Annotated in this window: 20 protein-coding genes; 14 read left to right on the forward strand and 6 right to left on the reverse strand. The window is 42.2% G+C overall.

All coding sequences use genetic code 11. The features are described from left to right. Positions 1–82 precede the first annotated feature (82 nt). Positions 83–1579 carry a sodium:solute symporter gene (locus tag AC1DUD_RS17655; RefSeq protein ID WP_477376683.1) on the reverse strand — a complete coding sequence of 499 codons (1497 nt, stop codon included), beginning with the start codon at positions 1577–1579 and terminating at the stop codon, positions 83–85. Positions 1580–1792: 213 nt separating this feature from the next. On the opposite strand from AC1DUD_RS17655, the gene recR reads away from it, so the two are divergent. The 3 genes from recR to AC1DUD_RS17670 are packed head-to-tail and all read left to right on the forward strand — an operon-like array spanning position 1793 to position 4057. Continuing rightward, positions 1793–2419, forward strand: a complete 627-nt coding sequence (gene recR / locus AC1DUD_RS17660) for a recombination mediator RecR (protein WP_121228440.1) — start codon at positions 1793–1795, stop codon at positions 2417–2419. Between the two features lie 2 nt (positions 2420–2421). Further along, complete coding sequence (locus AC1DUD_RS17665; RefSeq protein WP_477376686.1) at positions 2422–3255, forward strand: glycosyltransferase family 2 protein; 834 nt, start codon at positions 2422–2424, stop codon at positions 3253–3255. Beyond that, positions 3242–4057 carry an SDR family oxidoreductase gene (locus tag AC1DUD_RS17670; RefSeq protein ID WP_477376688.1) on the forward strand — a complete coding sequence of 272 codons (816 nt, stop codon included), beginning with the start codon at positions 3242–3244 and terminating at the stop codon, positions 4055–4057. The genes AC1DUD_RS17665 and AC1DUD_RS17670 overlap by 14 nt, the downstream gene beginning before the upstream one ends. A gap of 84 nt (positions 4058–4141) precedes the next feature. Here the strand turns inward: AC1DUD_RS17670 and AC1DUD_RS17675 are convergent, their stop codons facing one another. Beyond that, positions 4142–5083 (reverse strand): ion channel, encoded by a 942-nt coding sequence (locus tag AC1DUD_RS17675; protein ID WP_477376690.1) that lies wholly within the window; start codon positions 5081–5083, stop codon positions 4142–4144. Between the two features lie 309 nt (positions 5084–5392). Between AC1DUD_RS17675 and trpD the strand changes: the two genes are divergently transcribed. The 3 genes from trpD to trpA all read left to right on the forward strand — a co-directional run bounded on the left by trpD (position 5393) and on the right by trpA (position 9075). Continuing rightward, entirely contained in the window at positions 5393–6382 is a 990-nt protein-coding gene (gene trpD / locus AC1DUD_RS17680; protein ID WP_477376692.1) for an anthranilate phosphoribosyltransferase, read from the forward strand. 3 nt (positions 6383–6385) lie between these two features. Beyond that, positions 6386–8194: a bifunctional phosphoribosylanthranilate isomerase/tryptophan synthase subunit beta gene (locus AC1DUD_RS17685; RefSeq protein ID WP_477376694.1), complete on the forward strand. Its 1809-nt coding sequence runs from the start codon at positions 6386–6388 to the stop codon at positions 8192–8194. A 110-nt stretch (positions 8195–8304) separates the two neighbouring features. After that, positions 8305–9075, forward strand: coding sequence for a tryptophan synthase subunit alpha (gene trpA, locus AC1DUD_RS17690; protein ID WP_477376696.1), 771 nt, complete (start codon positions 8305–8307; stop codon positions 9073–9075). Between the two features lie 18 nt (positions 9076–9093). On the opposite strand, the gene AC1DUD_RS17695 is transcribed toward trpA, so the two are convergent. The 4 genes from AC1DUD_RS17695 to AC1DUD_RS17710 all read right to left on the reverse strand — a co-directional run bounded on the left by AC1DUD_RS17695 (position 9094) and on the right by AC1DUD_RS17710 (position 12595). Then, positions 9094–10278 (reverse strand): site-2 protease family protein, encoded by a 1185-nt coding sequence (locus tag AC1DUD_RS17695; protein ID WP_477376698.1) that lies wholly within the window; start codon positions 10276–10278, stop codon positions 9094–9096. A 413-nt stretch (positions 10279–10691) separates the two neighbouring features. Then, positions 10692–10964, reverse strand: coding sequence for a hypothetical protein (locus tag AC1DUD_RS17700; RefSeq protein WP_477376700.1), 273 nt, complete (start codon positions 10962–10964; stop codon positions 10692–10694). Positions 10965–11066: 102 nt separating this feature from the next. After that, a complete protein-coding gene (locus AC1DUD_RS17705) occupies positions 11067–11687 on the reverse strand; it encodes an L-threonylcarbamoyladenylate synthase (protein WP_477376702.1) in 621 nt (206 codons plus the stop codon). A 365-nt stretch (positions 11688–12052) separates the two neighbouring features. Next, positions 12053–12595: a YceI family protein gene (locus tag AC1DUD_RS17710; protein WP_477376704.1), complete on the reverse strand. Its 543-nt coding sequence runs from the start codon at positions 12593–12595 to the stop codon at positions 12053–12055. Positions 12596–12780: 185 nt separating this feature from the next. On the opposite strand from AC1DUD_RS17710, the gene AC1DUD_RS17715 reads away from it, so the two are divergent. From AC1DUD_RS17715 to smc, 8 genes are all read left to right on the forward strand, one after another. Further along, positions 12781–14415, forward strand: a complete 1635-nt coding sequence (locus AC1DUD_RS17715) for an FMN-binding glutamate synthase family protein (RefSeq protein WP_477376706.1) — start codon at positions 12781–12783, stop codon at positions 14413–14415. A 180-nt stretch (positions 14416–14595) separates the two neighbouring features. Then, positions 14596–15297, forward strand: coding sequence for a deoxyribonuclease V (gene nfi, locus AC1DUD_RS17720; RefSeq protein WP_477376709.1), 702 nt, complete (start codon positions 14596–14598; stop codon positions 15295–15297). Between the two features lie 22 nt (positions 15298–15319). Then, positions 15320–15643 carry a hypothetical protein gene (locus tag AC1DUD_RS17725; protein ID WP_477376711.1) on the forward strand — a complete coding sequence of 108 codons (324 nt, stop codon included), beginning with the start codon at positions 15320–15322 and terminating at the stop codon, positions 15641–15643. Beyond that, the gene (locus tag AC1DUD_RS17730) at positions 15640–16290 is read left to right on the forward strand and encodes an ATP-binding cassette domain-containing protein (RefSeq protein ID WP_477376713.1); all 651 of its coding nucleotides are present in this window, start codon (positions 15640–15642) and stop codon (positions 16288–16290) included. The genes AC1DUD_RS17725 and AC1DUD_RS17730 overlap by 4 nt, the downstream gene beginning before the upstream one ends. A gap of 60 nt (positions 16291–16350) precedes the next feature. Beyond that, on the forward strand, positions 16351–17325 hold the full coding sequence (locus AC1DUD_RS17735; RefSeq protein WP_477376715.1) for an aspartyl protease family protein: 975 nt from the start codon (positions 16351–16353) through the stop codon (positions 17323–17325). A gap of 49 nt (positions 17326–17374) precedes the next feature. Further along, positions 17375–18754, forward strand: coding sequence for a hypothetical protein (locus AC1DUD_RS17740; protein WP_477376717.1), 1380 nt, complete (start codon positions 17375–17377; stop codon positions 18752–18754). 168 nt (positions 18755–18922) lie between these two features. After that, positions 18923–19708 carry a PhzF family phenazine biosynthesis protein gene (locus tag AC1DUD_RS17745; protein ID WP_477376719.1) on the forward strand — a complete coding sequence of 262 codons (786 nt, stop codon included), beginning with the start codon at positions 18923–18925 and terminating at the stop codon, positions 19706–19708. A gap of 212 nt (positions 19709–19920) precedes the next feature. Then, the gene (smc, locus tag AC1DUD_RS17750) at positions 19921–23463 is read left to right on the forward strand and encodes a chromosome segregation protein SMC (protein ID WP_477376721.1); all 3543 of its coding nucleotides are present in this window, start codon (positions 19921–19923) and stop codon (positions 23461–23463) included. The last annotated feature ends 159 nt before the right edge of the window (positions 23464–23622 follow it).

Below are 23622 nucleotides of genomic sequence, written 5' to 3' on the forward strand. Positions count from 1 at the left end.
GGAAAGTTTTTTTTATTCTGTATTAATTAATGCAAAGTACGAAGAAAATTGATTTCGGTTAATTAGTGGATGAATTTTTTAGCTATCCAATCTCAGGGCTTTCGGACTTGCGGACTTCTCCGACTTTCTGACTCGAAGTAATCCACAACCCAACAAATGTAATTAATCCGTTTACAATGATGAGTTCGTTACCAAAAACATATCCGCCTAAAATAGATTTTGATTCGGCATTTAATAAATAACATATAGCAGGAGAGAGCAGGCAAATGAAAGGCACCAGTTTATCCATAACCTGCCTGTTGCTTACAAACAAACCAAACGAATAAAGGCCAAGTAACGGACCATAAGTGTAGGATGCCACGCTGAATATAGCGCTTACTACAGCCTCGTTGTTAATTGCATTAAATATGATAATGGTTAAAAACATCAGCCCCGAAAAAGCTATGTGTACCCAATGGCGCACAGACACCATCTTTTTGCTGTTCACATCCGCGCGTTTGTTAAAACTTAAAAAATCGACACAAAAGGAAGTGGTTAGCGCTGTAAGGGCCGAATCGGTAGTGGCAAAGGTGGCTGCCGTTAAGCCCAGCATAAATATCATGGCCGGAACAAGCCCTAAATATTGCAGGGCAATGGTAGGGTACAGGTAGTCGGTTTTAGTAACGTTGATGCCGTTTTTAGCAGCGTACATGTAAAGCAAAGCACCCACGCTCAGGAAAAAGATGTTGATGATCACGAAAACGCCAACAAAGCTGAACATGTTTTTTTGCGCTTCTTTGATGTTTTTAAGACTGAGGTTTTTCTGCATCAGGTCCTGGTCAAGCCCGGTCATACCAATGGTAATGAACATAGCCCCGAAAAACTGTTTACCTAAATGCAGCTTGCTGCTCATGAAATCATTAAAGAAAAATATTTTAGAGTAACTGCTGTTTTTGATGGTTTCGGCAGCCTCAAAAATATTCATGTGCAGGCTCTGGCAAATGAAATATATCGACAGGAAAACGGACAGCACCAGGAAAAACGTTTGCAGGCTATCGGTAATAATGATGGTTTTCAATCCCCCTTTAAAAGTGTACGACCAGATGAGCGCCAAACAAATAAGCACTGTAACGGCAAAAGGGATGTGGTAACTATCAAAGATGAATTTCTGCAATACGATTACTACCAGGTATAACCGGAATGCAGAGCCAATTACCCGGCTCACCAAAAAGATAGCTGCCGCTGTTTTATAGCTCCAAACGCCCAAAGCTCCTTCAATATAACTATAAATAGATGTGAGCTTAAGCCGGTAATATAACGGGAGTAATACGGTGGCTATAATAATAAACCCTGCCGCGTTGCCTAATACAAACTGAAAGTAGGCAAACTGATCGGTACCAACCTTGCCCGGTACAGAGATGAAAGTAACCCCGCTCAGCGCTGTGCCTATCATCCCGAAGGCAACCAGGTACCATTTAGAGTTTCGATTAGCTACGAAGAATGTATCATTATCCGACGATTTTTTTGATGTAAGCCAGGAGATGATAAGTAATACCAGAAAGTAACCGATAATGAATGACAATAATGCTCCGGGTGACATAGGCGTGTGTTATGTTTTTCTAAAGTCGGAATCTTTTTTTGAAAAAAGGTAATTATTGTTAGATGTGTATTTCAGCTCCCGTCATTGCGAGGAACGAAGCAATCGCGAACTTTACAGGGAAACCTTGCATAGCCCCTCCGCAAATCGGGGATTGCTTCGTACCTCGCAATGACGTTATGGAGATGTTATTCAAAAAATATTTACCTTCGCACAATGAATTTCTCGTCCAAATTACTGGAAAATGCTGTAGCCGAATTTGCCAAATTACCGGGTGTTGGTCAGAAGACCGCCCTGCGTTTGGTACTGCATTTGCTTAACCAGGATAAGCAGGATGTTGAACGATTCAGTACCGCGGTGACTAAGCTTCGTAACGAAATACAGTTTTGCCGTGTTTGCCATAACATATCTGATTTACCGGTTTGTGAGATCTGCTCATCGCACCGCCGCGATCATAGCCTCATTTGCGTGGTTGAAGATACCCGTGATGTGATGGCTATTGAGAATACCAACCAGTTTAACGGTGTTTATCATGTGCTTGGTGGCTTAATATCGCCGATGGATGGCGTTGGGCCGTCAGATTTGCAGGTAGATACCCTGGTTGAGCGCCTTAAGCCAACAGATGACAATGAGGTGAAAGAAGTGGTTTTTGCCCTTAGCGCCACTATGGAAGGTGATACAACACTATTCTATCTTCATAAAAAATTAAAAAGTTTCAATATTACCATTACAACTATAGCTCGTGGCATAGCTTTTGGTGGTGAATTAGAGTATGTAGACGAGATAACTTTGGGCCGTTCCATAGCTACCCGCGTTCCGTACGAAAATTCACTATCCAAGTAAGCATGAAACTATCTATAGTTGTTGTAAGCCATAATACCTGCAACCTGCTCAGAATTGCCCTGAATGCAGCGATCAGGGCTGCCAAGGACGTTAGTCATGAGGTTTTTGTGGTCGACAATGCTTCGGCCGATAAGTCGGTAGCCATGCTTAGTACCGAGTTTCCTGATGTGAAAATTATTGCCAACGACAAAAATGACGGCATGGCCCGTGCCTATAACCATGCACTTAAACTGGCTATAGGGGAGTATATTTTACTGGTCAATGCGGATACAATTACAGGCAAGAAGACTATTGAGAAGGCGCTCGAGTTTATGGATATGCATCAAGATGCTGGCGGTTTAGGCGTACGCATGTTAACTCCCGAAGGAAGATTTCTGAAAGAATCAAAACGTGGTTTTAATAAACCGTGGGAAAGTTTCTTCAAGGTTACGGGGATGGCAAAACACTTTTCAAAATCGAGGCTTACCAGCCCGCAGAGTAAAGACTGGGTTGAAGAGTTTCAAACTTCCGAATCGGATATTATCAATGGTGCTTTTATGCTGTTGCGTAAAGAGGCGCTTAACCAAATAGGGTTGATGGATGAGCGTTTTCATACCTATGGCTATGATATTGATTATTCATACCGCATCAGGCTTGCCGGGTTTAAAAATTACTATTTTCCCAAAACATATATCATCAATTTTAACATACAAAATAAGGTTAAATTTAGCTGGATACACATTAAGGAATATTATGGGGCGATGATTATCTTCGCGTCCAAATATTTATTTAAGGTGCCCGAACTTAAGGTGGAAGGCATCCCCCAGCTAATTCCTCCTTCGTATGAAGTTAAATGATAAGGTTGTTATAATTACCGGCGCTTCGTCGGGCATCGGAAAATCACTCGCTTATGAATGTGCCAAACGCGGTGCCTATGTGGTGCTGGCGTCAAGGCAGTATGTTACCCTTTGCCAGCTTACCGAACAGCTTGAGCGGGAATATAAAATCAAAGCTTTAGCTGTACAGTGCGATGTAACCAATGAGGACGATTGCGCCCATCTTATAAAACAAACCCTTACCACATTTGGTAAAATTGATGTATTGATCAACAATGCAGGCATTACTATGCGCGCTTTGTTTAAGGATGCTAAAGTAGAGGTACTTAAACAGGTAATGGATGTTAACTTTTGGGGGATGGTAAACTGTATTAAGTATGCCCTGCCCGAAATAACGAAAACTAAAGGTAGTGTTGTAGGTGTATCATCGATAGCGGGCTACAAAGGTTTGCCTGGCCGCTCAGGCTATTCAGCTTCAAAGTTTGCCATGAATGGTTTTTTAGATTCATTGCGGATCGAAAACCTCAAAACCGGGGTACATGTTTTAACTGCATGTCCGGGATTTACAGCATCTAACATCCGCAATTCGGCTTTAAACAGCGAAGGCAAACAACAAGGTGAAAGTACGCTTGAAGAACAAAAAATGATGAGCAGCGATGAAGTGGCCAGAAACATTGTTGATGCCATAGAAAATCGCTCGCGTACAATAACCCTAACAGGACAAGGCAAATTAACTGTTGCCCTGAGCAAATTTATTCCGGCGTTTTTAGATAAAATGGTTTATAAGCATTTTACTAAAGAACGGGATCCGCTTCTTCATTAGTCAGAACCGGAATTTTTAGAATTAGGTGAATTAATCGAATTTGAAAAGCAATTCTGGAAATTCTTTAATTCCGAAAATTCAGGTTCAGACAATATCATACTCACTTATCCTGCTCAGATCCAAAATAACACGACCTGTTTCGTCGCGCTCAAAGGCAGGCTTAAACTTAGCATCCCACATAAAATCATCGTATTGATATGATGTGCGTGAATGGATGGTTTGCGAAAAAGTATCATCGAAAGTTTTGAGACTAACCGTTAATCCGGCTTGCCTGCGCTCAAGCTCTTCGGGGTTGATATCTTTGATCGGGCTGTTTTCATCAAGCGGGTGAACCACTGTCCAGTTTAGACTGAGAATGCTTACCCGTTTGCGTTCCAGTTCCAGCTGGAAAAATTTGCGTACCGTTTTACCATTTTCCTCATCGTTATAACTGAAAACTACCTCCATCTCCAGGTCGATAAGAATATTTCTGCGTTCGTTGGCGAGGCGGAACATTAATCCTTTGCCGCCATCACGATAGGGGGCAATAAGCACATTACGGCTATACATGATCTTAGCTGATGGGCGTGAAAAACGACCGTAAAGTAAGCCGGTTGCCAAAGCAAAGGCCAGCAGTCCCATCATTGATTCGAGCGCGGCGATGGTATTGGGGATCATACCCTTGGGACTGATATGGCCATAGCCTACAGTTGATATGGTTTGTGCCGAAAAAAAGAAGGCATCCATAAAACGGTCAAAATCGCTATTACCGCTTTTGCCATCAAGTACATCAGGCCCCAAAGAAACGTAGATGAGTGCAAAAATGATGTTTACAGTAAAATAAGCGCTGAAAACAATAACCCAAAACTTGCGCCAGCTCATGGTAATAAGCGAGTGGTAGTTGTTTGAGGTAGTGAAAAGCGGCAGACCGGTACGTTTCACATTGATAGTACCATCCTTATTAATAACCGGCTGGCTTTTAATAACCGGCTGGGTACCAAAACCAAGATCGTCTTCGGGGTTAATTTTCTCTTTACGTATGGCCATGTTATATAAAAGCAATGAGCTTCATGGTAAATTTATCATTCTGTTTGTTTTTATAAAAACTATTTCCATATTTGTGCCAACAAGTAACAATGAACAAATTAAACAACAATTGGTGGTGGCTTAACGAGTAATCGTAAGGCAATTCCATGTTTGTTTAAAAAATATATTCAAAAAGGGTTGCCATACGGCAACCCTTTTTTTATGCCCCCCTAACCCCCTAAAGGGGGAACGATTAGCGCGAGGCACAATAAATAAAAATTAAATTATTCCAACTCCTCCGCCGGCTGGCGGAGGCCGGGGGGCGAGCACATGAAACAGATACTGAATCATCTTTTTGAACACAAAACCTTTAGCAGGGAACAATCTAAAGGCATTTTGATGAACATCGCGCAGGGTAAGTACAACAACGCGCAAATGGCCGCCTTCATGACGGCGTATTGTATGCGAAGCATTACTGTTGAGGAACTGGAAGGTTTTCGCGATGCGATGCTGGAACTTTGCCTGCCGGTCGACCTGGAAACCGACGGCTTGATCGATCTTTGCGGCACAGGTGGCGATGGTAAGGATACTTTCAACATCTCAACGCTTGCTTCATTTGTTGTTGCGGGAGCTGGTTATAAGGTTGCCAAGCATGGTAATTACGGTGTATCATCAGGTTGCGGTTCATCTAATGTGATGGAGTACCTTGGTTATCAGTTTACCAATAATATCGACGAGCTGAAACGCAGTACCGATGAAGCCAATATCTGTTTCCTGCATGCGCCGCTGTTTCACCCGGCTATGAAAACGGTTGCACCTATCCGCAAGGAGCTGGGTGTTAAAACTTTCTTTAATATGCTTGGTCCTATGGTTAATCCGGCCAAACCTGATAATCAGCTGGTAGGGGTGTTTAACCTGGAGCTTGCCCGTGTGTATGCTTACCTGTACCAAAAATCAACAACAAAATATACTATTATAAATGCGCTGGAAGGGTATGACGAGATCTCGCTGACCTGCGATTTTAAAACTTTCTCTGCTGATGGAGAGAAGATTAACAGTGTTGAAGACCTCGGTTTTGAATTGCTCGATCCTAAAGAGATCATAGGCGGTGATACCGTTGAGGCTTCTGCAGCCATATTTAGTAATGTACTTAAGGGCGATGGTACTCCTGCTCAAAATAACGTAGTGCTGGCTAATGCTGCACTGGCTATAAAAACCATAGGCCCGGAAAAAACCTTTGGCGATTGTTTTTATGAAGCAGAGGAAGCATTGTTTAGTAAAAAGGCGCTGAAAAGCTTTAATACACTGTTGCAAAACTAAGTCATGAAAATAAAGGTTTGCGGTTTAAAACATCCTGAAAATATAGAAGCGGTTGCCGCTTTACAGCCCGATTATGTGGGCTTTATTTTCTACGGAAAATCGCCCCGATATACAGCAGGCTTGCCTGCGGATACACTGCGAGCTATACCCGCTTCCATTCAAAAAACCGGTGTTTTCGTAAACGAAAGTGCCGAAAATATTGAAAAGCTGATTGTTGAATGTGGCTTTAATGCTATTCAACTGCATGGCGATGAAAGCCCGGAGTTTTGCGCTGCTTTTAAGGGCAGGGTAACGGTGGTCAAAGCATTTGGCCTTAATGAGGATTTTGATTTTGAACAGCTGAAAGATTATGCGAACAATGTTGATCTTTTCCTGTTCGATACCAAAACGAAGGAATACGGCGGCTCGGGCAAAACGTTCGACTGGAAAATACTTGATCAATATAAACTGGAGATCCCTTTCTTTTTATCAGGAGGGATAGGCCCGGAAAATATAGCAGAGGTTAAAAATATCACACATCCCCAATTTTATGGGGTTGATCTTAACAGCAGGTTTGAGATTGAACCGGGCTTAAAGAATATCGAAAAATTACAACAGGCATTTAACATCATCAATAATAAAAAACAACAGATGAAATACGGAGTTAACGAACAAGGTTATTACGGCGATTTTGGGGGGGCATATATCCCCGAAATGTTATACCCTAACGTGGAGGAATTAAGGCAGCAATACCTCAATATCATAAATAGTGATGATTTTAAAGCCGAATTTGATGACCTGCTGAAAAACTACGTTGGCCGTCCTTCTCCGTTGTATCATGCCAAAAGGTATTCGGAAAAATATGGCGCCAATATCTTCTTTAAACGTGAAGACCTGAACCACACCGGCTCGCACAAGATCAATAATGCCATAGGTCAGATCTTATTAGCCAAACGTTTAGGTAAAAAACGCATCATTGCCGAAACCGGCGCCGGACAGCATGGTGTCGCCACTGCCACTGTGTGCGCACTGATGGGCATTGAATGTGTGGTTTACATGGGCGAAATTGATATGGCCCGCCAGGCCCCTAACGTATCGCGCATGAAAATGCTGGGCGCTAAAGTGGTGCCGGCTACATCAGGCAGTAAAACATTGAAAGATGCTACCAACGAGGCTCTGCGCGACTGGATAGGTAACCCGGTTGATACCCATTACATCATAGGTTCGGTAGTTGGTCCGTATCCGTATCCTGATATGGTGGCCCGCTTCCAATCTGTTATTTCTGCCGAAACAAAAAAACAACTTCTGGAGCATACAGGCAATGAGTTGCCGCAATATGTACTGGCCTGTGTAGGCGGCGGCAGCAATGCCATGGGCATGTTCTATCATTTTTTAGATGATGAAAATGTAAAACTGGTAGCAGTTGAAGCTGCGGGAAAAGGCGTTAACAGCGGCGAATCGGCAGCTACTACAGCATTAGGAAACGAAGGTGTATTGCACGGCAGCCGTACCATTTTAATGCAGACCGAAGACGGGCAGGTTGTTGAACCTTACTCCGTTTCCGCAGGTTTGGATTACCCCGGTATTGGTCCGCAGCATGCACATTTATTTAAAAGCCATCGTGGCGAGTACGTGAGTATTACCGATGATGAAGCTTTACAGGCAGGCTTGCTTTGCTGCCAGCTGGAGGGCATCATCCCGGCCATTGAAACAGCCCATGCTTTAGCCCATTTGGAGAAAATGAAGTTCGAGGCTAACGATAACGTGGTGATCTGCATTTCAGGCAGGGGAGATAAGGACCTGGATACTTATATTAAATATTTCGGCTATTAAAAAAAATCGTCTGAACTCGAATTAAACGAATTATAAGAATTAATTGAATTCTAAAATTCTGCTCAATCGTTAAATTCGATTAATTCGAGTTCTGACAAACCTAACATACAATGAACCGTTTAAACAAGCTTTTTGCATCAAAAAATAACAACCTGTTATCTATATACTTTACCGCCGGTTACCCGGCACTAAATACCACGGTTGATATTGCCGAGGCCCTTGAAAAATCGGGTGTTGATTTCCTGGAGATCGGTTTCCCTTATTCCGACCCGGTAGCTGATGGCCCAACTGTTCAGCACAGCTCAGAAGTTGCGCTTGAAAACGGTATGAGCCTGAAAGTTTTGTTTGAAGAACTGGCCGAACTGCGCAGTCGGGTAAGTATTCCTATTTTGCTTATGGGCTATTTTAATCCCATCGCCCAGTACGGTATCGAGCGTTTTTGCAAAAAGGCGGCTGAAGTTGGTGTTGATGGCATTATCGTGCCCGACCTGCCTATCTATGAATATGAAAAGATGTATTCGTCATATTTTATTGATAACGGACTAAGTAATATATTCCTGGTAACGCCGCAAACATCCGAAGATCGCATCCGCAAAATTGATGATTTAAGCAGCAGCTTTATTTACCTGCTATCGTCATCAACCATAACCGGTTACAACCTGAAATTAAGCGATAGTGTGGAGGATTATTATAAACGCATCGTTGCAATGAAGCTGAAAAATCCTACTATTATTGGGTTCGGTATTACTGATAGCAGCAGCTTTGCTAAAGCATGTAACTACGCTAACGGTGCCATTATAGGCAGCAGGTTTGTAAAGCTTTTAGGTGAGGAAGGTTATATGGATAAGATAGATGGGTTTGTGAAGGGAATAAGGCCGTAATTTCTTAAATATCTAATTTTATGTGATGGCTGAGAGTTTGCTTTCGGCCATTTTTATTTCTTCGTTTATTCCATAAGTATCAGGATTAAGTTCGAAAGCTAAGTGTAAACTTTCGAGTGCCTTGCGGTATTGTTTTGTATCAAAATAATACACCCCAATTGCACGGTGTGCATATGCTTCATTTTCATCGATACTTATCGCATACTTGATATCCTCCCGGCCATCATCTAAGAGATCAAGTTTAATTTTTGCATATCCTTTATTTGCCCATGCGTAAGCATAATCGGGCTGCATTTTTATTACGCTGTCAAAGTCCCTGATAGCTTCTACATACTGTTTTAATTGGATGTATGTAAAAGCCCTGTTGCTAAGTGAGTAGATATTAGCTTCATCAAGGGCAAGCGAATTGTTATAATAAACCATTGCTATCTTATGTTCGCCTAATAGTGATTCAATAAGCCCGATTTGTGCCCAAACCTCCGTTGAAATTGTGTTTGACGGCCGGTTCAGAATAATAGTGTAAAACTCTTTGGCTTTTGAATATAATTTGAGCTGCCTGCATGCTTCAATGATATAGGAGAGGTTTGTTTCATCTATAAATTCGGGCTTTAATTTTTCAAAAAACTTTATAGCTTCCTTATAGTTTTCCTCTGCATAAAATTTATACGCTTTGTTTAATAAAGTATAACCATCCTTATTTTTTAGTAATAACATTATTCTATAACCATCCTGGTATGTAATTGTGCCATTATCGGTTATAATAGGTGTCGGGTTGGGATAAATATTTCTGAGATCGACCAACGCTGAGAAAGAAAAAATGGCAATACAAAGTTTAACAGCGCCATGGAAATTGAATGAGAACGACACATATAAAGCGATTACAGCTAACATTAACGACATTAACGGGCCAAGCGCTGATATAATAATACGTTTACCGTGCGAAAGATTAGTTGCATAATGCTCCACCATACCGCTTCGCCATCTGAGGATATTATATTTGAAATAAATAGTGAATCTTCTCGAGACTTGCACTTTTTTCGAGTTTTGCTTATCTCCATATGATCCCAGGTACATATTGACCGGTTCCCTGGTAAATATTAATGCAGGTATGGCGTGCCCCATTTCGTGAAGAAACGTAGTTATCGATAGAGCTGCCACCCATATCGCAAGAAAAAGCGGTAATATGAAAGAGAAATATTCCACCGTGTTATGTGTAAGGTTTAATAAGTTATAAAGTTAACTTATTCAGGCATTGTTGCAAACGGGCGAATTACAAATACAGCTCCAAATCTCCTCTGGCGCAAGTCTTGTGTGACGGTCTAAGCCGGGAGGACTTGTGCATTCTGTATAGTCCTAAAAAAGTTTACAATTTTAAAAATCACAAGTCATCTCCCCGCATGGCTCCCCACAAGATTTGCGCCAGTGGTGTCATGTTGTACGTATTTAATAGTCAATAAACTTTTGCTAACGGACCGTCCTGTACTACAACTCTCGACCATCCTGGCTTAGATCCTTGAGAAAGCTTGGCGATAAGTTTTCCTCTGATCCAAATGATAGCTTCTTGTATAACTTCATTATCATTAATCGTAAGCCATTTTATTTCGACCTCATTATCGTCAGTAATGGGGGAAATATTTTCTTATTATATAATCTAACGAATTTAAGAATGGTAAATCATCGGGATTATCCCAATTTTCTTTAACCGGGGATTGCTCTTGATTATAAAGCCAGACATCCCCCACAATATTTTCTCCCTCCAATAAATAGGCGTAAGCAACTCTATTATCATCCTCGATTATTATCGAATAATTGGCATTGAAATTGCAAAAATATTGGAAGAAAAAATTAGACATAAAATTATTTATTGGATGGCATTTTGTTGGTGCCAATTCTCTAAATAGGTTAAAGGTGTTATGATAAACTATGTAAGATGTTTGAATAATCTGCTTCCGGATATGTCTTAGACGGGGGCACTACCTGCTACAGATTACTTACAAATACAGTTCCAAATCACCCTTACCCTCACGCACAATTTCAAAGTCGCCGGTGGTGCAATCTACAACGGTTGAGGCCACGTTATCGCCATAGCCGCCATCAATCACAATATCTACCAGGTCTTCATATTTCTCGTGGATCAGTTCCGGATCGGTAGAGTATTCCATGATATCGTCATCATCTCTTATTGACGTTGAGAGGATTGGGTTTCCTAAAACGCGGACAATTTCGCGGGCTATATTATTATCGGGCACCCTGATACCAACAGTTTTTTTGTTAGAGCTAAGCATTTTGGGCACCATATGACTGGCGTTAAATATAAAAGTGAACGGCCCCGGCAAGGCTTTTTTCAGTACACGGAAAGATGTGTTATCAATTGGTTTGATATAATCTGATATATGGCTGAGGTCATAACAGATGAAGGAGAAGTTAGCTTTTTCGGGTTTAATGTTCCTGATCTTACAAATAGCCTCAATGGCTCGATGATTTGTGATATCACAGCCAAGACCATAAATGGTATCGGTAGGGTATATGATGAGGCCGCCTTTCTTTAACACCTCAACCACCTGCTCAATAGCTTTAGGATTGGGGTTTTCGGGATATATTTTAATCAACATAAGTATAAGAACAAATATAGCGCTACTTAGTTTAATAACGGCTGTGAAACGACTTTAAATCATGTAATTACGATGGTGGTAATAAAGAATCGTCATTGCGAGGAACGAAGCAATCCCCAATGAGCAGAGTAGCTATGCAGATTCGCCCTGTAAAGTCGGGGATTGCTTCGTTCCTCGCAATGACGTTTTTTAACTCTGAACAATTTCTCAGATCGAATAAAAACCAAAAAGCCATTCGCTTTAAACGAATGGCTTTTCTATCATTAATTTTAACCTGTTAAGTGTTTCAATAATGCCGTGTTGTTTGGATCCTTTAACAACAGCGGCATTTTAAAAGTTAAAACACAGCAACAGTATTAAAACAATTAAGCTTGTTTGGTGAACTGTATGTTGATCAACAATTTAATGTCTTCGCCAACTACAATTGAACCGGCTTCAGTTACGCCGTCCCAGGTTAAGCCGAACTCTTTACGGTTAATTTTACCACTGATCTCAAAACCTGCTTTGGTGTTGCCATAAAAATCAGCAGCCGAGCCACCAAATTCTACGTCAAGGGTTACCGGTTTAGTTTGATCTTTAATGGTCAGGTTACCTTTCAATTCATATTCTTCGTCATCAGTTTTGGTGAATGAAGTTGATTTGAAAGTGATCTGTGGATATTTTTCAGCATCAAAAAATTCAGCTGATTTTAAGTGCTCGTCGCGTTGGGTCTGATTGGTATCGAGGCTGTTGATATCAAGAGCAAAGTCGATCTCTGCATTATCAAAATCATCGTTGTCAGTTAGTAACTCACCGTTAAAGCTTTTGAAAAAACCGCTTACAGTTGAGATAACCAGGTGTTTAACTTTAAATTGTACTTCTGAGTGCATTGGGTCGATAACCCATTTTGTTGCTGTTTCTGTTGCCATGATTTTTTTGTTTTTTTTGTTGATACAAAGATAAGTACAAAAATGAATGTTTAAACATCTATTTTTGCTTTGTGACTTTAAAACGACATAGAGTAAGTTTGTTAACCACAAATTTGCCCTATTGTTTAAATTATAAATCTATTTTTATAAAACTTAATAGCCGCTTCATATAAAATTAACCATCCATGAGAAAGCTCTTCGTTGTTTCCTTCTTTATCATATTTAGCATGCTAACTGCCTGGAGCATTATCTGGCCGCCGGCGGTATGGTCATTCCTATTCATGGGACCTATTTATGTTATCGGCTTTTATGATATGATACAGCCCAAGCACAGCATTGTGCGCAATTACCCGGTGTTTGGTCACCTGCGGTATTTGATGGAGGAGTTGAGGCCCAAAATATATCAGTACTTTATTGAAAGCGATACCAACGGCACGCCTTTCAATCGTCAAAACAGGAGTGTAGTTTATCAGCGTGCCAAAAAGGTTGATGATACCCGCCCCTTCGGTACCGAACTTGATGTTTATGATAATGGTTACGAATGGCTTAATCATAGCATTGCTGCTATCGATCATCATAAGCTGAACATGGATCCGCGTGTAAAAGTAGGTGGACCGGAATGCAAGCAGCCTTATATGGCCAGTGTATTCAATATTTCGGCCATGAGTTTTGGCTCACTGAGTATGAACGCTATCTTGGCCCTTAACGGTGGTGCTAAACTGGATAACTTTGCCCACAATACCGGCGAGGGTGGCCTGAGTGATTACCACCTGCAACCCGGCGGGGATATCATCTGGCAAATCGGTACAGGCTATTTCAGTTGCCGCCATAAAGATGGAACGATAAACTATGATGCTTTTGCAGAACGTGCGGTACTTCCGCAGGTAAAAATGATCGAGATCAAACTATCTCAGGGAGCAAAGCCCGGTCACGGTGGTATTTTACCGGCAGCTAAGGTAACCCCCGAAATTGCCCGTATCAGGTTGGTGGAGATGGGAGAGGATGTAATATCGCCGCCATATCATACCGCTTTTACCAATCCTTTAGAATTGATGTCCTTTATTCAAAAGCTCCGCGATCTTTCAGGGGGGAAGCCTGTCGGGTTTAAATTGTGCGTTGGTCATAAAAGTGAGTTTTTAGCTATTTGCAAGGCGATGGTTAAAACGGGCATAACGCCAGATTTTATTACGGTTGATGGGGGAGAGGGCGGTACGGGTGCCGCACCATTGGAGTTCAGTAACTCGGTTGGGATGCCGCTGCGTGAAGCTTTGGCATTTGTTTATGATGCGCTGACAGGTTTCGATCTTAAAAGGCGTATTAAACTCATTGCATCAGGCAAAGTTGCTACCGGCTTTGATCTTGTCAAAAATTTCGCTCTCGGTGCCGATATGTGTAACAGTGCCCGCGGTATGATGTTCGCCCTTGGTTGTATCCAGGCGCTGGAGTGTAATAGCAATACCTGCCCTACAGGTGTAGCCACGCAGGATAAAAGCCTGATGAAAGGCCTAGTGGTTGATGATAAAAAAGTTCGTGTAGCCAACTTTCACAGGTTGACGATCAGCAGTGCTATCCAAATGATAGGCGCTGCAGGTTTAACCAAGCCCTGCGATCTGCATCGCATGTATATTTACCGCCGTATCAACCACAGCCAAATCCTCACTTATGGCGAGTTATTCCCTTACATCCCGAAAGGTAGTTTGCTCAATACACCTTATCCGGCATCGTTTGAATTTGATATGGCCATTAGCAAGGAAGATACTTTTGTACCGGATTACAGTGGCGTAACCAATATTGATTATAGTAATGTGAGTTCGTATTGAGATGAGTGGTTGCCTGGGTTGACTAAGTGAATGGTTGGCTGTTTTAAAACTGGCATATTCAAGCGTCAACGCTTGAATATGTGATTGAGTAAATCCATCAGAATCAAAACAAAATCCCCTTAAAAATCATTATCACAATAAGTTATCAACTAAATCAGCGTAATCAATTCCCAATCAACGGTGCGGCCAGCAGCATATGAAAACCTTACCCCCGAACAGGCCATAGCCTGGCAGCATGAACTACGCGGGCAAATAGATATCCGCCCTTTAGATAAGTCCGTTAAGATCATAGGTGGTGCCGATATCTCATTCAATAAATATTCGGAAGTGGTTTATGCGGGCATAGTCCTGTTAAAATATCCCGAATTAACTATCATAGGCCACGCAACGGCCATCAGCAAAACAAAGTTTCCGTATATATCCGGCTTGCTGGCTTTCAGGGAGGTGCCTGCTTTATTGGAAGCTTGGGAGAAGCTGCCCTTTAAGCCCGACGTCATGGTTTTAGATGGGCAGGGGATAGCGCATGAGCGCCGTACAGGGATAGCTACCCATTTTGGTTTGCTTACCAATGTTCCATCCATCGGCAGTGCTAAAAGCAGGCTTTACGGCAGGTACCAGGAGCCCGGTAATGAAGTGTTTGACCAAAGCCCAATGTATGATAAAGGTGAGCTGATAGGCACCGCCTTACGCACCAAAAGGAAGTGTAATCCCATTTATATCTCTCCGGGGCACCATATTAGCATGGAGCAAAGTGTTGAGCTCATCAAAAACTGTATCAAGGGATATCGCATTCCCGAACCTACCCGCCAGGCGCATTTGTTAGTGAATAAAATAAGAATTGCCGATGGAGAAAATTTTAATCCTCAACCTACGTTATTTTAGCTGACCTGTCATGATTAGCTGAATGCGTAACACCATAAAAATTACCTGGTATTTTTATAAGTCGATATTGTTATGGTGTACGGCCATCAATATGATATGTATTTACTATCTGTTTCGTGGACAGGTAAACGTTGTTGGGTCGTATGTTTTGAAAGTAATGAGCTATGGCATAATGATCGGCTTTCAGCATTACAATTATAATTCTAACAAGGCTTTCTTCTACTTCCGCAATGCAGGTTATGGTATCGACAGATTGTATCTATATGCCCTTACTTGCGACGCCGTAGCCTATGGTTTATTGCTATCACTCTTAAAGCTTGTAAAATATTGGGCCAGCATATTTTGAAAACCGATAGCGTTCACCTGGAGTTTGATGGGCGCAAAATTTTGCAGGATATTTACCTCGATTGCAGGCAGGGCGAGGTGGTGGGTCTGCTTGGCCGTAATGGTTGCGGTAAATCATCGTTGCTGCGGATTATTTTTGGTACCCTAAAGCCATCTTATAAGCACATCAGTATTAATGATAAGCATATTTACAAAGGTTATGACGGAGGGCGTGTAGCCTACCTGCCACAGCATAATTACCTGCCGCAAAATATAAAGATCGAAAGCCTGGCTAAGACCATTATTGACGAACAGTTTTGGGATGATTTCACCGCTCAATCTATTTGGCAAAATAGTAAAAGTAAAAAGGCCGGCGAATTATCGGGCGGCGAGCTCAGGCAACTGGAAACCCTGATGTGTATTTACAGCCGGGCCGATTTTATTTTGCTTGATGAACCGTTTACACATGTTTCGCCGGTACAAACGGAAATGTTTAAAGGTATTATTCGTAAATGCGCGGAGGTGAAGGGTATTATTGTTACCGATCATCAGTACTATAATATACTCGATGTGGCCGATAGGGTAATCCTGATCAATGATGGCAGCACTAAAGCTATAAGCAACCCCGACGACCTTATCAGGTACGGATATGCCAATCACATCATTTAATCGTTGGGCTGTAACTTGTAGTATAGAAAGCGGGTCTTATTAGGTATAGTATGTAATGCAATGCCTAAGGTTTGTTTGTTTATCATAATTTTTGTTTTCTGCTGTTTTAATGCTGCGGGAAAAGAGAATGTGACTATTGGCGGCATCACCTTTAAAAACGTTAGGCCCAACCCCGCTCCATCTCCCGACGGCGATTTTAAAACGCTGGTGATCCCTATAAAAAGAGCCGGCAACCTGATCATTGTTGAAGCGCAAATTGATACGCTTGAGGGCAATTTTGTGCTGGATACAGGTGCTCCATACCTGGTTTTAAATGAAACTTATTTCAGGGATCTGCCGCACGTAGCAGAGCAGGAATCGGGAGGTATTAATGGCTATGCCGCGAGTTCGTTTACAACTTACGTCCGCAATTTTAACATCCTCGATCTGAATTATCCAAGGCTCCGGGCCGATGTTACCGATCTGTCTGCCATTGAAAACGGCAAGGGGATTAAAATATTAGGATTGCTGGGCACCAGATTATTTGCAGGTTTTGCGGTTACGGTTGATCTTTTTCGTAATACCCTTTACATCCAAAAGCTTGATGAGAACGGGAATATCCCCGAAGCCGAAAAAGTATTTCATGATCGCTTTATGGTGAGCCCTTTTAGTTTGCTTAACGACGTTATTTTAATGAAGGGTACAGTGAACGATAAAACGCTTTGGTTTGCTTTTGACAGCGCCGCCGAAACCAGCTTGCTTGATTACCGCCGTTCAAAAAAACTGATCCCCGATATGGATGTTATCAGCCGCTCAAAAATTATGGGTATAGGCGGTACTTCCATCGAAGTGATCTATACCCGCTTTGATAACCTGGTTGTTGGCGACCGCAAGTACATGAAAAACCGTATTTTGATAACCAATCTTGAAAAAATGGGAAATGCTTACGGTTACAAAATTGATGGAGTGTTAGGCTACGACTTCTTTGTTCGCGGTATATTCACCATCAACTTTGTTAAAAAAGAATTTGAAATGTACATTTACAATAACCAGTAATATGAAAAGTTGCACGCATATAGTTATTGTTTTTTTTGCGATTGTTTGCATGGCTATATCTGCAAGGGCGCAAAAACGCAGCAACCTGGTTATGGGCAAAGATAAACTGGTACTGATCATTGATACGCGCTCGTCCAAAACAGAAGTGGATAGCCTGCTCAAAAAAGCCGGTCTAAAAGGTGTTAATGCCACTGCTGTTTTAAAAGGCGACTTTACCGCCCTGAAAAAAGATGGCTGGACAATGGCAGCAAAGCAGGGCAATGTAATTAAGTTTGAAAGGCCGCTTGAAGATGTTAACCTTAACCCGCAAACCAGGCCTTACCTGATCACCACTAAAATGGATAATGAAAATGATGGTTCGCCGGGTTATCCTGCTGATGTTGATTTCGGTATCAACAACTTTGCTAAAGTTACCGTGCATGAGTTGCCATCGGGATTAACCCGTTTCTTTTTGCCTGGCTATTTGCAAAACAGGAGAGTGCTGTTATCAGGGAACTTTAATAACTGGAGTACCCTTAAAGGTATCATGGCTAAAACAGACAGCGGCTGGATTGCCGACCTGAAGCTGAAACCAGGCAAATACGAGTATAAATTTATTGTTGACGGCCATTGGATCAACGACCGGTATAATAACCTGGTAGCGGATCATGATGATAATTCCATCTACTTTCGTTATAACTATACCTTTAAACTGAATGGATATGCCAACGCCCGTAAAATAATGCTGGCAGGCAGTTTTAATAACTGGAATGCCAATAGCCTCATCATGGAAAAAAATGGCGGAGTTTGGCAAAAGCAGCTTTACCTGCATGATGGTACTCAGGCATATCGTTTTTTAGTGGATGGCAAATGGATCACCGATCCTGCCAATCCAAACAAGATCCAAGGCGATGATGGCATTACCAACTCAGTACTAAATCTTGGCGAAACAGTAGTTTTTAAGCTTGATGGTTTTGCCGATGCTAAAAAAGTATATGTGGGCGGAGGTTTTAATAATTGGGAGCGTGGCTTAATTCCGCTTTCCAAAACCCAAACGGGCTGGGCTTTATCGCTGATCATTCCGCCTGGTAATTATGGCTATAAGTTTGTTGTGGATGGYAGGTGGATTACGGACCCTAAAAACCCACGGAATATGATGGAGGGCGGCATTGTCAATTCATATATTTCGGTAAAACCTAATTATACGTTTAAGTTAAGCGGTTTCAATAATGCCAAAAGCGTTCACCTGGCAGGAAGCTTCAACAATTTTGATGAGTTTGGCTACACCCTTGCTTTTAATGGTACCGAGTGGACGGTTGATGTTAAATTGAAACCTGGCAAGCAACTATATAAATTTATTGTTGACGGTAAGTGGATGATTGATCCGGGCAATAAACTTTACGAACCCAACCAATATAAATCGGGTAATTCCGTTTTATGGATCGAATAGAGGAAGGAATCAAGAGGTAAGAATAAGAGAAAAGAATTAAGAAGCAGTAAAAACACAATTACAAACGCTGAATAATAAAAATCTTTATTCTTATAGTCTTGCATCTTGATTCTTATTGACTTGCATCTTGACTCTCAGCTCACTATATTAGCTAAACACAATATTTTTATGACCATCCCAATATACCAGGCCGACGCGTTTACCGATAAGCTTTTTGGCGGTAACCCGGCGGCTATCTGTCCGCTTAATGAATGGCTGCCTGATGCTACCATGCAAAAAATAGCCATTGAGAATAATCTTGCCGAAACTGCCTTTTTTGTAAAAGAAGGGGGCGGCTATAAACTTCGCTGGTTTACACCCGAATATGAAATAGATCTTTGCGGTCATGCTACACTGGCATCGGCACATATCCTGTTTTCGGAAATGGGTTATGAAGGTGATACTATTCATTTTGACACCATAAAAGCAGGAACGCTTACCGTAAAGCGCGATGGCGATAAATATACCATGGACTTTCCATCGCGGCCGCCCATTCCTATTGAGGCCCCAAATGGATTGGCTGAAGCACTTGGGGAAAAACACCCGGTGGCCTTTTTGCGCTCGAGGGACTATTTTATTGTTTATGAAACCGAGCAGGATATCAAAGATCTTACACCCGATTTCTTCGCGATGTCAAAAATGGATACTGTAGGTATTATAGCTACCGCTCCCGGCGATACAGCCGATTTTGTTTCCCGCTTTTTTGCGCCGGGTGCAGGTATACCAGAAGACCCGGTAACCGGTTCGGCACATTGCAACCTGATCCCTTACTGGGCAAAACGTTTAGGTAAAGATAACCTTCATGCCTACCAGCTCTCGGCCCGCCGAGGCGAACTTTGGTGTGAGCTTAAAGGTGACCGCGTGCTAATGAGCGGTAAGGCGGTTACTTATTTGAAAGGGGAGATAAGGGTTTGATTTCTTCTTCATGTCATTGCGAGGAGGAACGACGAAGCAACCGCATACTATACAGGGCGGCTATGCTTCCCTGCGGTTGCCACGCTGCGCTCGCAATGACATGGTGCTATAACCTTTAGCCTTTTCCCTTTCTCCTCAAAATATACTTTCAAAACTCAATTATTTATGATTACTTTGAAGGTTTGAACTTTGCAAGGTACTTAATAAATTAAATGCAGCTTACCCGTTTAGAAATCAAGGGTTTCAAGAGTTTTGGCGATAAAATAACCATCAATTTTAATGAGGGTGTTACCGCTATTGTGGGGCCCAACGGTTGTGGTAAGTCGAATGTTGTTGATAGTATCCGTTGGGTTTTGGGTGAGCAAAGCACCCGGGCGCTTCGTTCGGAGAAGATGGATAACGTTATTTTTAACGGTACCAAGAGCCGGAAATCGGCCAACCTTGCTGAGGTTTCCCTGACTTTTGATAATACAAAAAACATACTGCCTACCGATTATTCGCAGGTAACGCTTACCCGTAAACTTTACCGTACCGGCGAAAGTGAATACCGTTTAAATGATGTACAGTGCCGGTTAAAGGATATTACCGATCTTTTCCTGGATACGGGTATCGGCTCCGATTCCTATTCTATCATCGAGCTCCGGATGATCGACGAGATCATCACCAATAAAGAGGGTTCACGCCGTAACCTGTTTGAGGAAGCATCCGGCATCTCCAAATATAAGCTCCGCAAAAAGCAGACTTTCAGTAAACTGAAGGAAACCGAGGCGGACCTGGCCCGTGTTGACGACCTGCTGTTTGAGATTGAGAAGAACCTCAAATCACTGGAGAACCAGGCGAAGAAGACGGAACGGTTCTATCGCCTCAAAGAACAGTACAAAACGCTGAGTATTATGCTGGCCTCGTTCAGGATAGTGGCTTTCAGCGAATCATTAAAAAAGATAGAGGAGCAGAAGTTAAAGCATAAAGCAGATAAAGGTGATATTATAGCGCAGATAGATACTTTAGAAGCTACCCTGCAACAGCAAAAGCTGGATAGCATCACCAAGGAAAAGAACCTGTCTGTTCAGCAAAAAACAACTAACGAGTTTGTTTCCAAGATCCGAGCTTATGAAAGCGAAAAGAAGATCAAGAACGAACAACTAAAATTTCAACAGGATAAAGAGTCGCGTTTGACGGAAGAGTTGGAGCGGGATAAAAACCAGCTGAACCACGTTTTGTACAACATTAAGCGCTTAAGCGAAGAAAAAGCTACCGAGGATGAAACTCTGCAAACTATCCAAAGCCGGGTAACTGATTTAAAGGAGGCAGTTGATGAATTGCGTGCACAGCAAACCGAAGCCCGCAACGAACTTAACGAGTTAAATAACATTAACACGCGCCTGCAAAATCAGGCTTACAAAGCCGAAAAAGACCTGGATATCTTACAGATCCAGCAGCAGGCTTTGGAGCAGGAAAGTCAGCGCAATATGGAAGATACCACCAATAAAGAGGTGGAACTTTCGCACTTTAACCAGGTGGTTGCCGAGCTGCAATACCGCAAGGAAACGCTTGATGATGAGTTTCAGCAGGCTGTTGAGTTTGAAAATAAGTTAAAAGAGCAAATTGCCGAAACCGATGTTGAATTGAACTCGGTTAAGGATACCATTATAAAAGAAAGTCGCCGCCTGGATGCCAAGCAAAACGAATACAACCTTACCAAAAGTATGGTTGATAGTTTGGAAGGTTTTCCTGAGTCGATCAGGTTCCTGAAAAAGAATACCGACTGGGCTAAAAACGCGCCGCTGTTCAGCGATGTGCTATTTTGTAAGGAGGAATTTCGCGTAGCCATCGAAAACTACCTGGAACCGCTCATGAACTACTATGTAGTTGAAAGCTATGACGATGCGGTGAAGGCTATTAACCTGTTGAGCAATTCGGCTAAAGGCCGGGCAAACTTCTTTGTACTGAACAACTATGCCGATGAAATTGCTGCACAGGTAAATTTTGAGAGAGTTGATGCTATTCCTGCGCTTGGCGTTATTGAGGTTGAGAAACGTTACCTGCCACTTTGTAATTACCTGCTTAAAGGTGTTTACCTTGTTAATGATGATAAAGAGGGACAGATCAACAGTGAGGCTTTGCCGCAAGGCGTAGTGCTGATAGGCAAAAGCGGAAAGTTCAATAAATCAAAACATACCATGGCCGGTGGTTCAGTGGGTTTGTTTGAAGGTAAAAGGATCGGTCGTGCTAAAAACCTGGAGAATTTAGCCAAGGAGATCCGTGGGATAGAGAACCAGGTAGGGGCGTTCCGTACTAAATCCGATGAATTGCAGAATAAGCTTGCTGCTTTACGTTCATCAACCAAAGCTGCCGAGATCAACGAACAACAGTTGATCATTAACAGGTTGAATACGGAACTGATCACTGTTAAAACCCGGCAGGAACAATACCAAACCTTTATTGAAAACAGCCTTAACCGCAAGGAAGACATCGCCCGCAAAATTGCCGGAATAAAGGATGAAATGGCTGCCCTGCAACCGCAATTGGCCGAACTGAAAACCCAGCGGCAGATCCAAAGCGATTTACTGGCCGATAAGCAGATGGCTTTTAACGAGCTTAATGAATACGTATCGGTACAATCAAACGCATATAACCAGGAAAACATTCGCTTCCATCAGCAGCAAAACAAGGTGTCGGGTTTAATGAAAGACCTTGACTACCGCGATACGCAGCAGGAAAGCCTTGAAACACGTATCAGGCAAAACAGCAGCGAACTCGAAAAAGTGAAAATTGCTATACAGGAAAACCTGAAGCTGGCCGATAATTCGGACGATAACCTGCTCGAAATGTATGAGCAAAAAGAGAACCTGGAAAAGGCTACGCAACAAGCCGAACAGGAACACTATCAATGGCGGGGTCTGATCACCGAAAATGAAAACCAGGTAAGCTCATTAAGGCGGAAGAAGGAAAATAGCGAGGTTATTGAGAACGAGCTGCGTGACGAACGTAATAATTTAAAGATAGACTTGAACGCACTGAAAGAACGCCTTTCGGTTGAGTTTAATATAGATATTGAGGACCTTCCCGAAAGCGAGGTGCCTGAAKGCGAAAATGAGCAGGACCTGCGCGAGAAAGCCGAGAAGCTGAAAAAACAGCTGGACGATTTTGGTGCTATAAACCCTATGGCGGTAGAGGCTTATAACGAAATGAACGAGCGTTATACCTTTATCCAGGCGCAAAAAAAAGACCTGAGCGAGGCTAAAGCATCATTGCTGGCTACGATTCAGGAGATTGACGATACGGCTAAAGATAAGTTCATGACCGCCTTTATGATGGTGCGCGAAAACTTTATCAAAGTGTTCCGTTCATTGTTTAATGAAGAAGATTCATGCGATTTGATCCTTACAGATCCTGATCATCCGCTCGAATCGGATATCGATATAATCGCCAAGCCCAAAGGTAAACGGCCGTTATCTATTAACCAACTGTCGGGAGGAGAGAAAACGCTTACCGCAACGGCTATCCTGTTTTCGCTATACCTGCTTAAGCCGGCACCGTTCTGTATTTTTGATGAGGTTGATGCGCCGCTTGATGATACCAATATCGATAAGTTCAATAACATTATCCGTACGTTCTCTAAAGAGTCGCAATTCATTATCGTATCCCACAATAAACGCACTATTGCCAGTACCGATGTTATTTATGGCGTAACCATGGTTGAGCAGGGTATTTCACGAGTAGTCCCTGTTGATTTAAGGGAACTGGCCGATTAATCTGAAGCTTAAAGCTCTTGCTGACGAAGTCATCAATAGTCTTAAATGAAAAAGGCGAAAAGCCTTTTAGCCCTTCGCCTTTCTGTTTACATTATATAAAGTCTATTAATTAATTTCACATATAGCAGTCAAATAAACTTGATAATCAATTTGTTTGCT

This window comes from Mucilaginibacter sp. P4_A11 (assembly GCF_056402535.1).